Source organism: Clostridium sp. Marseille-P7770, assembly GCF_902143525.1.
Classification (GTDB): Bacteria; Bacillota; Clostridia; order Lachnospirales; family Lachnospiraceae; genus Pilosibacter.
This window is the reverse complement of record NZ_CABFVC010000004.1, coordinates 512,358-527,994: the sequence shown is the minus strand read 5'-3', so window position 1 is coordinate 527,994 and position 15,637 is coordinate 512,358. Positions and strand designations below refer to the sequence as shown.

The window sequence follows — 15,637 nt, the reverse complement described above, 5'->3', positions numbered from 1 at the left end:
GATGGGAAAAATATTAACAGTAGTCGTTCCAACTTACAACGCTGAAAAATATCTCAGAGACAATCTGGAATCCTTTAAAATTCCGGACCTGATGGAAGATCTTGAGATCCTGATCGTCAATGATGGATCTACGGACCATTCCCTTGAGATCGCTGAGGAATATGTCCGGCAGTATCCGGATACCTACCGTGTGATCACAAAAGAAAACGGCGGACATGGCTCCGGGATCAACTGCGGGATTGCAAATGCGCGGGGAACATATTTCAAAGTGGTCGATGCCGATGACTGGGTCGGCGAAAAAGCCTTTTGTGATCTGGTCCGGACCTTAAAGACAAGTAACGCAGATGTCGTCTATTCCGGATTCTTATGGACTTACGACAATGGCGAGACCGACAAGACGAAATTTCAGACAAAAGCGGAGATCACGATCCCTTTTGAAGGCGTGGAATACCAGAAAACGTACTCGTTTGATTCAATCGCGGACAAGCTCTATATGAAGATGCATAACATGACGATCAAGACAGAAATTCTCCGCGAAAATCAGATTCACATTGATGAACACTGTTACTACGTCGATACCGAGTACATCACTTACCCGATCCCGTATGTAAAGACGATCTGCTTTGTGGATGGATTTGTCTATTACTATCGCCTTGGACGGGCGGGACAGAGCGTTGGACTTGAGAAGATGCAGAAGAATGAGGAGAATTACAACAAGGTACTGGAATCGCTGCTGAAATTTTACCGCCAACTTGGTAATCAGGTTCCGTGTACGGAAATCAAAAAACAGTACATTGCAAGACTGATCGCTCGTGTCATTGCCGGCAAATTCAAGATCATGCTCAGCTTTTCACCATCTGCAAAGAAAAAACAGCAGATTAAGCAGTATGATCAGAATCTGAAAACTCAATACCGGGACATCTACGACAGCAATATCAACAAGGCAGTCTCACTGCTGAGAAAAACACAGTATCATACATATTATCTGGTAAATCTGATGGTCAGGAGCATGTGCAGATAGAAAATATGCAAAGAGGTTTTTATGGACAAAATCATATCGTTTATCATACCATCCTATAATGTGGAACAATATCTGGAAAAATGTCTCTCGTCCTTTTTGAATCCACAGGCGATCGAACAGATGGAAGTAATCATTGTGGATGATGGATCGAAAGACCGGACCGCCCGGATCGCCGGAGACTATGTAAAACAATATCCGGAGCTGTTTCGCCTGATCTCAAAGGAAAATGGCGGACATGGCTCCGCAATCAATGCGGGAACGGCAGCAGCTGTCGGGCGATATCTGAAGGTGATCGATGCGGATGACTGGGTAGTCACAGAAAACTTAAAGGAGCTTGTCGACAAGCTGGCAGTATGCACAGCGGACGTCGTTTTAAATCCATATCACCAGGTCGATATGAAGACCAGAGAAAAAACGGTCTGGAAAATGTTCCTGGACCGGTATGAAGTGACCTATACATTGGAGGATGTCGTACAAAACTGGAAGAAATTTGACCGTTGTTTTGCATTCCACGGAATCTGTTATAACCGGGAATTTTACCAGAGACACCGCTATGAATTGCCGGAAAAAATCTTCTATGAAGATCATGAATACACAACGATCCCTTGCTCGTATGCGGCAAGTATTTATCCGATCGACCTGTATCTGTATCAGTATCTGGTAGGAAACGCGGAACAGAGCGTATCGGTCACAAACCGATTAAAGCGAATGAGCCATGTGGAAAAAGTAACGGAGGATCTGATCCGCCATTATAATGCACATCCGGAATTTTCGGATGCAGCGAAGGAATATATCTACAAAAAAACAGAAGGTGTCATTCTAAGCTACTATGTAGCCGGATGCATCATGAATCCGAATAAAAAAAACGGTCGCAGCGATTGTCTTCGATACAATACAATGATCCGAACTCTGAATCCGGAAATCTGGAACCGCGTCAGCAGGAAGTACCGGATCTATCTCTGGATGAACCGATTTGGAATTTCATATCCGATGTATGAGAAGATGCTGCATTCCGGAGTTTATAATAAATTGCGGCATAATCATAAACTCGAAAAAGAAAATGAAGCAAAAACGGAGGAGAATCTGAAATAACGATGAGTAAATTCATAAAAAGGCTGGCAACCTTTCAGCACTATAAGCCACTGTTATCGCAGCTGGTCACGAAAGATATTAAACTAAAGTACCGGAGAAGCTTCCTCGGATATGTGTGGAGTATCTTAAACCCGTTAATGATCATGGGGATCATGGTACTCGTATTTTCCAATATGTTCCGGTTCGACATCCAGAGCTATCCGGTATATCTGATCGTTGGACAGACAATCTTTAACTTTGTCTCGGAATCAACAAACCAGGCGATGTGGTCGATCACCGGCAATGCGGCACTTCTGAAAAAAACATATGTCCCAAAGTACATTTTTACGTTATCGAAAGTAACCAGTTCGTTCGTAAACACGCTCTTTGCTTTGGGAGCTATGCTTCTTGTATTCATTATCTGCAGAGTTACCTTTAGCTTAAATATGCTCTTTATTCCGGTAATCCTGATCCAGGTATATATTTTCGCACTGGGATTAGGAATGCTCCTTGCAGCAGGGAACGTATTTTTCAGAGATATCCAGTATATTTACAGTGCGTTTTTAACTGCATGGATGTACGTTACTCCGATCTTTTATCCGCTCAGTCAGCTTCCTGAAAATTTACAGACAGCGATCAAAACTTTTAATCCGTTATACACCTATATCACCCAGTTCCGGACGATCGTTCTCGATGTAGCCTGCCCGGATATGGGAATGGTTTTATATGGCTTTGTAGTTGCTTTTGTTACGCTGGGAGTTGGTACACTGGCCTTTTTAAAGAGCCAGGATCGCTTTATCCTGTATATCTAATTGAATGAGGACAAAATTATGAATAACGAATATGCAGTGCGCGTTGAACATGCTGTCGTGCGCTTTAATATGGCCTCCGAGCGGATCGACAATCTTAAGGAATACTTTGTAAAACTGGTCCGCAGAGAGCTGATGTTCAAAGAATTTTTCGCATTGAAAGATGTAAGCTTTGAGGTAAAAAAAGGAGAGGCCTGGGGAATCATCGGTACAAACGGATCCGGAAAATCAACGTTACTGAAGCTGATTTGCGGGATCTTAAAACCGTATAAGGGAGAAGTCCTGATCAACGGTTCGATCGCCCCGTTGATCGAGCTTGGGGCTGGATTTGACGGTGACCTCACCGCAAGGGAGAATATCTTCTTAAACGGAGCTGTTCTTGGATACGATAAGCAGTTTATGGAACAGCATTTTGATGAGATCGTTGATTTCGCAGAGCTGTGGGATTTCCTTGATATGCCGATCAAGAACTATTCCTCTGGTATGGCGGCCCGTCTTGGCTTTGCGATCGCAACGGTCGTAAGACCGGATATCCTGATCTGTGACGAAGTCCTTTCTGTCGGAGACTATGCATTCCAGCAGAAGTGTGAGCAGAGAATGAGCGATATGCGGAAAAACGGGACCACACTTTTGTATGTGTCACATTCCATCGAATCCGTAAAGAGTGTATGTGATCATGCACTGTGGCTCGATAAGGGGAATGTTAAAATGATCGGTGATGTGGAAGCTGTTGGGGATGCTTATATGGAGGCATTGAGCTAAACGAAAGGGTTACTTTTTATCTTAAAAGTATCATGGAACAGTCGTGGGAAACATAAAGATTTTAATTTCTTGTCATAAACAGAGCATAGTACCAGACAGTGAGATCATGCTTCCAATTGAGGTCGGGGCGGATCTGCGTAGTAGGCATATTGAAGGTTATATCCAGGACAATACCGGCGATAATATTTCCGCTAAAAATAAAATGTACTGCGAATTAACAGCACAGTATTGGGCATGGAAGAATCTGGATGCAGATTATTATGGCTTTTTTCATTACAGAAGATATTTGAACTTTTCAGAGAACAAATATTCGTTAGATTCATGGCAGAATATCACGGAGGAACGTTTAAACGATACTTGCCTGAAAAAATATAATCTGAACGATGACTGTATCCGAAACCTGGTTGAAACATACGACCTGGTTTTATCGGAAGAAAAAAATGTTGCAAAAATGCCGGACAGAAATGCGTCTGTGTATGAGCAATATAAAAATGGAAGATCCTTAAATATCCGGGATTTGGATCTGGTGCGTGATATCATCGCCGCTAAATATCCGGATTATCTGGATACCTTTGAAGATGTCATGAAAGGCAGAAAGACCTGCCTTTGCAATATGTATATCATGAAAAAAGAGCTTTTTCATGAATACATGAGCTGGCTGTTTAATATCCTCTTTGAATTCGAGAAACAAACAGACATGAGCAAATATACGGTTGAAGGTTACCGTACGCCCGGACATCTCGCGGAACGTTTGCTGACGGTGTTCTGTTGGTATATGGAGAAGAAAAAGAGTCTCAGGGTAAAAAGACTCCAGACGGTTCTCTTTTTGAAAACAGATCAGAAGATGACGTTAGCTCAGGCGAAGCGGACTGCCCCTGCCTTTTCAGAAAACAATGTAGCGATCGCAGTTGCGGCGAACGATTACTTTATTCCGTATTGCGCTACATTTTTGAAATCGGTTGCAGAGCATAGCGATAGTAAAAAGAACTACGATATTCTTTTACTGTCTCAGGATGTTTCGGATATCAATGTAAAACACGTAGAAAAATTGCTTTCTGCATGGAGCAATATTTCTCTACGGGTGATTGATCCGAGTGTATTAATTGATCAATACATATTCTATATTTGTGGACATTTTAGTAAAGAAACTTATTATCGTCTTGTATTACCGGAGTTGTTACCAAACTACGATAAAGTCCTTTATCTTGATTCTGATATGATCGCGATGGATGACGTTGCAAAGATTTATGATGAAAATATTGACGGTTATCTCCTGGCAGCGTGCCATGATGCAGATACTGCTGGATTATATAACGGATATGAAAAGGATAAAAAAGAATATACCGATAAGGTCCTGAAATTAAAAGAACCCTACCAGTATTTTCAAGCAGGTGTCTTGCTTTTAAACCTTGAGGAATTCCGCAAACGATATACAACGAAACAGATTCTGGACTTTGCAGTTTCGGAAAAGTGGCAGCTGCTTGATCAGGATATTTTAAATAAACTGTGTGAAGGCGCAGTCAAATATATCGATATGAGCTGGAACGTCATGGTCGATTTTGCCGGTGTAAGAATCAATCAGATCATCGCATTGGCACCGAGATGGCTGAATGAGATGTATCAGGAAGCCAGAAAAAATCCGAAAATCATCCACTACGCAGGCCCACAAAAGCCATGGGTTGAACCGGAAATGGATTTTGGAATGCAGTTCTGGGAGTGTGCGAGAGGGACAGCGTATTATGAAATTATGCTGGGGCGGATGAACAGAGCAACCGGTAAGACCGGAAATAATAATCATAAAAATATATTCCGCGGTGCAGTACAGTGTGTCCTGGATCACGGAATCGTGTATACGATCGGCTATATTCCAAAGAGAATATTTAGAAAAAAAGATAATGCAGCATTTTAGATGTGATATACATCCGTGAGAGGAATTATTACGATGAATAAAGATCCTAATATTAAAATTTATGTGGTATGCCATAAACCGTCATATGTTCCGGATAATCCATACCTTTGTCCGATTCAGGTCGGAACAGCTCTTTCCGGAAACAAACTGGAAGGGATGCTTTATGATAATGAAGGTGACAATATTTCTGATCGGAATAAAACATACTGCGAATTGACAGCTCAATATTGGGCATGGAGAAATGATGATGCGGATTATTATGGATTCTTCCATTATCGCAGATATTTTGCATTTGATCCGTCCATCACACGTGAAGATGGATGGGGAAATATTGTATATGACCGAATCGACGATGAAGCAATTAAAGAGCTCAAGCTTGATCCGGTTACTATGAAAAAAATAATTACCCAGTATGATGTGATCTCTGTAAAAGGCAGAAAATATCCTCAGGAGGCGGAAGAAGACTGTCCGATGGATGTTTACCATGAGTATGGAGTTGCTCCATTCCAGCATCGAAAAGATCTGGATCTTACATTAAAAATTTTAAAACAGAAGTATCCAGAATTTTCAGAGATTGCGGATGAATATATGAAATCCAATGTTGCACATGAATGCAATATGTTTATCATGGAAAAGAACGTTTACCGGAAGTACTGTGAATGGCTTTTTGATATTTTATTTGAGGCAGAAAAGCAGATCGATACAACATGGTATAGCGTAGAAGAATACCGGGTCATGGGATATCTTGCAGAGCGTCTTTGTGGCATTTACTATTCATACCTGAAAAAACAGGAAGGGATCAAGACATTTGAACTCCCGAAGACTTTATTCCAGGATACAGCACCACATGCTGTTTTAGAGCCTGTTTATCAAGATGCAGTCCCGATTGTCCTATCTGCAAATAATCGATTTTCTCCGTATCTGGATATCATGATCCGTTCTATGATCGCGAATGCATCGGAGAAGAGGAACTATGATATTATCATTTTATATAATGATATTTCTGAGCGGAATCAGCGTTTGATCAAGTCTGCTGCAAAAGGCAAAGAAAATATTTCAATCCGCTTTGCACGTGTATGTGAATACTTTGATGCCGGAAAATTATTTGTAGATCAGCATTTATCGGTAGAAACATACTACCGTCTTATCATTCCGGAAATCATGCCAAGCTACCATAAGATTCTGTATCTGGATTGTGATATGGTTGCTGATCATGATGTTGCGGAACTTTACGATCTGGATTTAAAGGGCGCGATTATCGGTGCGGCAAAGGATATTGACGTTGCCGGGCAGTTAAACTTAAATCAGAATAACTGGCAGACTTACGCAACTGAAACATTGGGACTGGATAGTCCATACGACTATTTCCAGGCGGGAGTTCTGATTCTGGATCTTGACGGCCTTCGAAAGACGGCATCATCCCAGAAGATGATCAAGTTGGCACTCTCCCAGTCATTCCGGTGTCACGATCAGGATGTTTTAAACATTATCTGTAAAAACAAGGTTACATATCTCCCACAGCAGTGGAATACATTAATGGACTGGCAGGAACCGGGACGCAGCCGTATGCAGATTCTTAAGATGGCGCCAAGAAAACTCTTTGAGGAATATTCCGCAGCCCGTAAACAGCCGTATCTGATCCATTACGCAGGATATCAGAAACCATGGGATGTTGTAGACTGCGATTTTGCAGAGTATTTCTGGGAGTATGCAAAATTGTCACCGTATTATCCGATGCTCTTACGGAGAATTCGTAGATGTTTTGATGATGAAGCAAATGCGCCGGTTGTTTCCTGTGAGCCAGAGGTTCGTTACATTCCTAAGAAATCCAGAATGTGGGGAATCGTAGATGTTATATTGCCTTACCATAGTGGACGGAGAGAATGGATTAAGAAGGTTTATTGGAGCTTGAAAAAATAAAGAAGATAAAGTTATCCTATAGATGAATCTTTTATTTTCTGTAATTAAAATTAGCATACTAAATGTCTAGTATGTATTCTGTGGAGATTAAAATGGAAAACATTCCCAAGATATCAATTATTGTTCCTGTATTTAATGTCGAACAATACCTTTCTAAATGTCTTGATAGTTTAATTAATCAAACATTATATGAAATTGAGATTATTTGTGTTGATGATTGTTCAACTGATGGAAGTTTAAAAATACTTCAAAATTATGCAAAAAGAGATTCACGTGTATGTGTTTTTCACTTGAAACAAAATTTTGGCACGAGTTATGCACGTAAAGTAGGTGTATCTTCTGCTAGAGGATCTTACATTATGTTTTGCGATGCAGATGATGCTTTTGTATCTGAGGCATGTGAACATGTATGTAAAGAGATGGAGAGGGATCCAGTTGACATTTTGCAATTTGAGACGGATATTATCTTTTGGGGTACGCATTCTTTACAAGAGAAAAAAGGACTTTTAGATGTTTTAAAGCCGTATTATAAACACTATTCGGGAGATTTATGTGCCGCATGCTTTAAGGAACAAAAATGGAAATTTACATTATGGAATAAAGCGTATAATGCAGACATATGCAAAAAAGCTTATGCAGAGATTGAAGATACATATATTATTGTTTCAGAAGATTTATATGCCTTTTTTTTCATAAGCTTTTATTCGACAACATATCGTGGCATTCATGACAAGTTATACATTTATAATTTTGGAATTGGAATCACAAATTCTTCTAGACTTGACTTTACTCAGTTTGAAAAACATGTAACAAAATTAAAGGTTTCAGAAGCATTAACTGAGTTTTCATGTAAAAAAGGACTTGATAAAAAACATATAGAACTGATTAGGACGATAAAAAATAATATTATTACTGACTTACTTTACCAATGGTACAATTACTTATCGTTATCGGATTCAAAGCGTGGCTATGATCTACTTCTGAAAAAACTTGGAGCAAGTACGGTAGTTTCAGAACTGGCAAAAGTACATTGGAATGACAGTCCTCAATTATTAGATAGACTAGTTACAAGAGAACGTAATATTTTACCAGGGAAAAGGGTAAAGTGCATAGGGATATATTATCATAGAATGCGCAATGGTGGAGTTGAAAAAGTTCTTTCAAAATTATTATTCGTATGGAAGAACATGGGATATGATCTCATACTTTTCACCGATGAAAAAGCGACGGATGACGATTATCCAATACCCACCGATATCACTAGGATTGTATTGCCTAAATTTTCTGAATATCAAGCAGCTAAGTATAAAAAAAGAGCGCGTTATTGGGAGGCAATGATAAAGAAATATGATATTGATACAATCTTGTATCATTCATGCACTTCTATTACTTTATTATGGGATACTTGCCTGATAAAAGGACTTGGGTGTAATCTAGTAGTTGAGACGCATTCTATGTTTTGCGGTTCTATGTGGTATGATGCTAGATTTTCAAGCTATCTTCCACGTATATATAGAATGGTTGACCGAGTGGTAGCATTATCTGAAATTGATGTATCATTTTGGAACAATTACGCACCAACATATTATATTCCTAATCCATTAGATGCTATTTCAGAAACAGAAATATCTGATTGTACTTCAAAAAACATTGTTTGGGTAGGACGATTAGCTGAAGAAAAAAGACCATATGATATATTAGAAGCGTTTTCTATTGTGATTAAATCTGTTCCAAATGCTACGTTGACTATGATTGGAGATGGTGACACTCCAGAATGGATGGAAGGATTGCAGAATTATGCAGTTCAACATCGAATAGATCAAGCTGTGCGTTTTTGTGGATATGAATTGGAGCCAGGAGTATATTATAAAAATGCATCAATACTTGCTATGACCTCTCTTTGTGAAAGCTTTTCAATGGTACTGGCAGAAGGAAAAGGGCATGGACTACCAACCATTATGTATGAGCTCCCTAATCTTGAATTGACGCGAGACAAAAAAGGTATAATATCAGTTCCTCAAGGAGATGTTTTGGCGCTTGCAAATGGAATGATTTTACTGTTAAAAGATGAAAATTTAAGGAAGAGTATGGGAAGAGAAGCTTGTAATAGTTTAAAAGAATTCCTTACATTTGATATTAAATCTGCATGGAAAAATTTATTTGATAGTTTTATTATTCCACCTAAATATCAGCCAGATCCGAGATCAATTTTAATGCTTGATATGCTATTTGAAAATGTAATTCGGGGAATAAATAAAATACAGTCTCATTCGAATGATTATAATTGTACTACTATCAATCCTCAATATGAAGAAGTATTAAATCGTCATGAAGAAGTAATAAATCGTCATGAAGAAGTAGTAAATCGCCATGAAGAAGTAGTGAACCGTCATGAAGAAGTAATAAATCGTCATGAAAAGTCCATTAATCATCAGTGGGAAGTACAAAAATGGCATGAAGAGCGTATACAAAAACTTGAAAATAATATGCCTTTAATAAAAAAAATCATTAAAAAAGTATTCAATTAATTTCATGATTCCCAGTAGTATTCATTGCTGGGAATTATGAATAATTAGAGCGATAATAATGAGAATACTGCTTTTTAATTAGACGATACTTTACTAAAAGGAAAATGAAAAATGAAGAGCAAACGATTATTACAAAATCTTGTAATACACGTATATCCATGTACTATATTTTTGATAATGTTAATATGTATTTTTTTCAATAAAATAAAATATGCAACGAAAGGTGTGATTTTTTTTCCACCTTTACTTTTGATACTTCTTGGAAGTATTTTTTTCTTTGGAATTTATAGTATGACTAATTATTTCAATCTAAAACAACGAAAGAAATATATATTAATATTTTCGATTATTTTATTTATAATGCAACTCCTTTTTGTATATAATTATTATTTTTATACAGACTGGGACGTTGAAATATTAATGAGATTTTCTGATCTATATGCACATAATCAAAACATAAGTGATTATAGATGGTATTTTTCTATATATCCCAATAACCTGTTCTTAGCATGGATTTTTTCAGCGATTAGATTTTTGGCACATAAAATGGGATTGCACGCACATGAATATTTTGTAATTTTGTCATTTCAATGTTTTTTAAATGCCGCAACAGGGTATTTGTTATTTTGCATAATTGAGAAATTATTTGGAGATACACTATTTTCTGGTTTTGGATACACTATTTATGTACTTTTGGTAGGCATTTCTCCGTGGGTTTCAATACCATATTCGGATTCTATGGCTTTGATTTTTCCTTGTATATATATACTTGTATATATATACAAAGCGAATTCTTTTATTATGTGGTTTTTTATAGGTATATGTTCTGCGATAGGATATAAAATAAAGCCACAAACATTTATAATGCTGATTGCTATTGTTTTAGTTGAAACATTTGATGATATAAAAAGAACTGAATTGAAAAAGAAATTGTTAAATGATTTGATTATCATTTCTGGAATTGTAATCGGATTATATATTATTAAAAGTATAGTATCTACAATTCCTCTTGCTATTGATAAAAATATGTCTTTTGGAATGGCACATTTTTTTATGATGGGTATGAATCCAGTTGATATGGGAGTTTGGTCTGAAAATGATGTAATATTTTCTGGTACGTTTGCCACCTGTGCAGAAAGAAATGTTGCAAATTTGCATGAAGCGTGGAATCGTATAAAAGATATGCAAATGATAGGAGTATTCAAACAGCTTGTGCGAAAAACGTTGACAAATTATTATAACGGCACGTTTAGTTGGGGGGCTGAAGGTGTTTTCTTTTTTGAAATATTTGATCCTAAGAATACTCCAATATGTGATTTTTTGCGCAGTTTGTATTATACAGGGAAATATGCCGATATCGGAAAATATTATGTTTTGTGGTCTAATTATGAGCAAATGATATGGATGACAATTTTATTTTTAAATATATTCACATGGCATGTACCTAAAAATAAATATTTTTGCACTATTATGTTGAGCATTTTAGGGTTGACAATTTTTGAATTACTATTTGAGGCGCGAGCACGATATTTATATATATATGCTCCATTATATATTATTTTGGCAGTGTATGGATTTCGCCAATGCATAATACTACGAGGTAATCACTTAGAAAAGTATAGTGATATGATTGAAAATAATCAAGAAAAAAGTTAAGAGGAACAAAAATGAAGTCAAAGAAACACTTATATATAACTGCATTTGGAGGCGGATTTATAGGGTGCATATTGTTCATTTCTATTTATGGTTTTGCTGTATTAAATGTAACCAATGTAGACTGGATTTTAAATGCAGGGGGAGATTTGACACAATCCTACTATGGATGGCGTTTCTTCAGAGGATCTGAGTGGCATTGGCCAATTGGATTGATGGATAATATTGCATATCCCGAATTAACATCTATTATTTATGTTGATTCAGTGCCACTATTTAATGTAATATTTAAAGCATTAAGTGGAATTCTCCCGGAAACGTTTCAATTTTTTGGATTATGGGGGTTACTTTCTTTTGCTTTATCAGGAACATTAGGAGGCATTTTAATTTATCAGTTAACAAATGCTATGACATTTTCAATTGTAGGCTCTATATTATTTTCCTTCAATAATATCGTGCTTCAGCGATTATATACGCATACAGCATTAGCTGCGAATTGGTTAATTATATTATGCTTAGTTGGAATACTGTCATGTGTAAATGACTGCTCAGTGAGAAAGCATGCCTGCTGGTGGGGCGGAATGTTCTTTTTATGTGTGTCAATTAATATGTATTATATTCCAATCATAGGAATTTTATTTTTGATATACATAGCGTATTATGCAGTTAAGTATAAAAATTATAAGATTTGTTTAGAAGATTTAATGGTTTCAATTTTTTCTGTTATAATGAGCTTCTATTTATATGGTGGATTTTATCATCTAACTTCAAATGATGCGGCACCAAGTGGACTTGGATATTATTCAGCAAATTTAAACTCATTATTTAATCCAATGGAGACGGAAAAGTATTTATCTGGATATTCTACTTTATTGAAAAGCTGGCCAATAGCAACAGAGGGACAATATGAGGGATATGCATATCTTGGTGCTGGCATTTTACTATTGTTAATATCGGGTTTGTTTATATTTTTAAATAGAAACTCATTAGCAACAATAAAAAAAATAATCAAATATTATAAAAATGAAATATTAGGAATTTTCAGTGCAGTTATTTTACTATATATAGCAGCGTTAGGTACAGCAATTACGTTTTGTGGTTGGAAACTTATTGAAATTCCGTATCCATCGTTTGTAATAAAAATATATAGCATTTTTCGTTCTACGGGTAGGTTTTTATGGGGAATATGGGACATTATGGCAATACTTGCAACATATATAACATGGAAAATATATAAAAAATATTCTAGAGGCATAGTATTGTGCATTTGTGTTGCAGTTCAGATGGTGGATTTTACAAAAATGGCTGTAATAAAACATAATCAATTTGATATTAACCAATTCCCATATGTGTCTTCATTATCGAGTGATGAATGGAACGTTTTGTTAAAAAATAAAAATGAAATTGTATTACTTAACAAAAATCCACTAAGATTATACACATTTTACGATTTGGCAGATAAGGCGTTGAAATATAATTTGGGGATTAATGATTTTTATTATTCTAGGCGTAACTCAAAGGAGATTGAGGGGTATAAAAATAAAAAATATAATGATATAGTGTCTGGAAAGAAAGATAAAGGAGATTTGTATATTGTTGATACATTCGATGATATGTTAGAACTTTTACCATACTTGAATTTCTACTATATTGATGGCCTTTTAGTAGGAAATACTGAGATTATTAGTAATAAAAAAAGAATTTCAACAATCATACCTTGGGAAGAGAAAACAGAGAATGATCAACAACAGATAATTCTTGAAAACTTAGAACCTGGAACATATGGATTTGAAATTACGGGGGATCGAGCGGCTAATTCGTGCATTGATGTTAATCAAGAAGCTATATCTGTATATGATAAATATGATGGAGGCGGATTAGCGATGGGAACTTTTACAGTATCCGATTTATCCCAATTAAATATTCAATTTCCGGGAGAAAATATGAAATTAAATTTATACAAATTAGAGATGAGCAACTAATCTATGTACTGTAAATGAACGGCATTTATAATCAGCGGGCATTTTAATATGGGCATGAGAACATTTTTTAAAAGATAATACGAAGGCTTTATATAAAATCGAATTGGATGGCGAGCAAAGACATATGAGATATGATTTTTTATTTGATAATTATAGAAATACCTTGGGACGATATTAAATAATAACATAAAAGATCTAGAAGGTGAGACTTGAAATGAGCAGCATGATATAACGAAGAAAGAATGCTTCCCATCCTGTTTAAAATGTTTTTAGACAAGCTAACATCATTGATTCATTAAAATAAGATTCACGGCAGTAGTCGAATTTTAGCAAGCCGTTAAACATGAGTATCACTCAGTACAAATCCTGCTGGAATGCGGAAATTAAGCTATTTGCAGATGGATCTGTTCCCAAAGGAGAAACGGGATCTGAGAATGCAAAAAGCGTAACAAGAACAATGATTTTGTTCACACCATTGTTTGGAGGTAAGCCCGCTGGCCTTCTGCGTAGCAAGGCGGATCGTCTATTTCTGAAAATGGATCGGGTAAACTTTTGTCTAGCATTCATGAGATAATCATCCTGAATAAAGTGAACACGAATTGCGTGACTCGAGCGAATGGAACGGAAACATGTTTAGAAATATTTTTAAAATGATTATCTCGGAAATGTGGTAAAATGAAAAGGTACTAGTGGTTGAAAATTCACACTTTCCAGATACTATAGAGGAATTTGTCTTTCGATATCATTACATAGGCGGAGAGAGGAAATTAAGATTTGGAAATTAATGTTAGCCGCAATCTAGACAGCTTTTTATCCAGAGATGATACCAAAGCTATAAAAGGCATTGCAATAATATTGATGCTGTCACATCATTTATGGGGATTCCCGGATAAAATTATGGGTGGAGTACTCTGGTATGGTATAATGATATTTGGCGAACCAATGCCCCAATACTTTGGAGTATTTGCTAAAATTTGTGTTTCCTTCTTCTTTTTTGTAGGTGGCTATGGAATGTACATCAGCAACAGAAACAAGGAATTTGATCCTATAAAAAAGCTGAAAAGTCTATATGTTCCCTATTGGAAAGTGTTTGTCGTTTTTATTCCGATTGCGTTTCTGTTCTTTTCTTCACAGCCTCCATACTGTGATAATGAGCTGATTTATAGCAGATACAGTCATTTTTCAATCCAGGAGTGTATCGCCAATTTTTTAGGCATCAGTTGTAGCTACAATGGGGAATGGTGGTTCCTTTACAGCTACGCAGTGGCAATCATTTTATTTCCATTGTTGAGATGGATCATCGACAGGCATTCAGCGATCATTAATATTTTTCTTGTTATTGTAGGAAATATTATTATTACAAATTTTTTACCGGCGATAGGAAATATAGAGATAATCGGTCAGTTGAATAACAATTATTTGTATTCTCATTTTTTATGCTTGAGTGCTCCATTTACTGCGTGCTTTTGGATGGGAGCGGTAGTAGCTAAGGATGGATTGCTAGATAGATTAGACAGAGCAATGAAAACAGAAAAATTATTAAATCCTGTCATGGATTTGATCATCTGGTGCGCTATCGTGTATCTTAGACGTTCGGTTGCAGGAGCTGAGACTGATATTTTTTATGTGCCGATACTGATTGTTGTGAGTATGGATATGATGAAACGGGTAAATATTTTAAGTCGGTTTTTTATTGCAATCGGAAAACAGAGCACGAATATGTGGCTGATCCATTCCTTTTGCTGTTATTATTTCTATGCAATCGTTAGGATTGTTGTATTTCCAAAATGGGCGGTTCCGTCCTTGATGATGCTGGTTGCTGTCTCTTATGCTCTTTCTGTATTATTGACATTTTTTTGGAAGGTAATGGAAACACTTAGCATGAAATTAAAATTGAAGGGTGAGCAGATACATATGTGATAAGATTTGTATTTGATGTTTGTAGAAATGCTATTAAATAACAACACAAAAGATCAGGAAGG

General features: G+C 36.6%; 10 protein-coding genes. All 10 read left to right on the top strand.

The genetic code is table 11. From position 1 onward, the window contains the following. Position 1: 1 nt before the first annotated feature. The 10 genes from FN001_RS12365 to FN001_RS12320 all read left to right on the top strand — a co-directional run bounded on the left by FN001_RS12365 (position 2) and on the right by FN001_RS12320 (position 15,575). Entirely contained in the window at positions 2 to 1,021 is a 1,020-nt protein-coding gene (locus FN001_RS12365) for a glycosyltransferase family 2 protein (RefSeq protein ID WP_142412031.1), read from the top strand. Between the two features lie 21 nt (positions 1,022 to 1,042). Continuing rightward, positions 1,043 to 2,113: a glycosyltransferase family 2 protein gene (locus tag FN001_RS12360; protein WP_142412030.1), complete on the top strand. Its 1,071-nt coding sequence runs from the start codon at positions 1,043 to 1,045 to the stop codon at positions 2,111 to 2,113. Between the two features lie 2 nt (positions 2,114 to 2,115). Then, positions 2,116 to 2,904: an ABC transporter permease gene (locus FN001_RS12355; RefSeq protein WP_142412029.1), complete on the top strand. Its 789-nt coding sequence runs from the start codon at positions 2,116 to 2,118 to the stop codon at positions 2,902 to 2,904. Positions 2,905 to 2,922: 18 nt separating this feature from the next. Beyond that, the gene (locus tag FN001_RS12350; protein ID WP_142412028.1) at positions 2,923 to 3,663 is read left to right on the top strand and encodes an ABC transporter ATP-binding protein; all 741 of its coding nucleotides are present in this window, start codon (positions 2,923 to 2,925) and stop codon (positions 3,661 to 3,663) included. Positions 3,664 to 3,706: 43 nt separating this feature from the next. Beyond that, positions 3,707 to 5,572: a DUF4422 domain-containing protein gene (locus FN001_RS12345; protein WP_142412027.1), complete on the top strand. Its 1,866-nt coding sequence runs from the start codon at positions 3,707 to 3,709 to the stop codon at positions 5,570 to 5,572. Positions 5,573 to 5,605: 33 nt separating this feature from the next. Next, a complete protein-coding gene (locus FN001_RS12340) occupies positions 5,606 to 7,492 on the top strand; it encodes a DUF4422 domain-containing protein (protein ID WP_142412026.1) in 1,887 nt (628 codons plus the stop codon). A 92-nt stretch (positions 7,493 to 7,584) separates the two neighbouring features. Next, complete coding sequence (locus FN001_RS12335) at positions 7,585 to 10,020, top strand: glycosyltransferase (RefSeq protein ID WP_185911916.1); 2,436 nt, start codon at positions 7,585 to 7,587, stop codon at positions 10,018 to 10,020. Between the two features lie 111 nt (positions 10,021 to 10,131). Beyond that, on the top strand, positions 10,132 to 11,676 hold the full coding sequence (locus FN001_RS12330; RefSeq protein ID WP_142412024.1) for a glycosyltransferase family protein: 1,545 nt from the start codon (positions 10,132 to 10,134) through the stop codon (positions 11,674 to 11,676). Between the two features lie 11 nt (positions 11,677 to 11,687). Beyond that, positions 11,688 to 13,655, top strand: coding sequence for a DUF6311 domain-containing protein (locus tag FN001_RS12325; protein ID WP_142412023.1), 1,968 nt, complete (start codon positions 11,688 to 11,690; stop codon positions 13,653 to 13,655). A 774-nt stretch (positions 13,656 to 14,429) separates the two neighbouring features. Next, positions 14,430 to 15,575: an acyltransferase family protein gene (locus FN001_RS12320; protein WP_142412022.1), complete on the top strand. Its 1,146-nt coding sequence runs from the start codon at positions 14,430 to 14,432 to the stop codon at positions 15,573 to 15,575. Positions 15,576 to 15,637 lie beyond the last annotated feature (62 nt).

What these genes read in the sequence shown, in the direction of transcription:
- FN001_RS12335 (WP_185911916.1), top strand. Translation starts at nt 7,585, where the DNA reads ATGGAAAACATTCCCAAGATATCAATTATTGTTCCTGTATTTAATGTC.
- FN001_RS12350 (WP_142412028.1), top strand. Translation starts at nt 2,923, where the DNA reads ATGAATAACGAATATGCAGTGCGCGTTGAACATGCTGTCGTGCGCTTT.
- FN001_RS12360 (WP_142412030.1), top strand. Translation starts at nt 1,043, where the DNA reads ATGGACAAAATCATATCGTTTATCATACCATCCTATAATGTGGAACAA.
- FN001_RS12330 (WP_142412024.1), top strand. Translation starts at nt 10,132, where the DNA reads ATGAAGAGCAAACGATTATTACAAAATCTTGTAATACACGTATATCCA.
- FN001_RS12355 (WP_142412029.1), top strand. Translation starts at nt 2,116, where the DNA reads ATGAGTAAATTCATAAAAAGGCTGGCAACCTTTCAGCACTATAAGCCA.
- FN001_RS12365 (WP_142412031.1), top strand. Translation starts at nt 2, where the DNA reads ATGGGAAAAATATTAACAGTAGTCGTTCCAACTTACAACGCTGAAAAA.
- FN001_RS12340 (WP_142412026.1), top strand. Translation starts at nt 5,606, where the DNA reads ATGAATAAAGATCCTAATATTAAAATTTATGTGGTATGCCATAAACCG.
- FN001_RS12325 (WP_142412023.1), top strand. Translation starts at nt 11,688, where the DNA reads ATGAAGTCAAAGAAACACTTATATATAACTGCATTTGGAGGCGGATTT.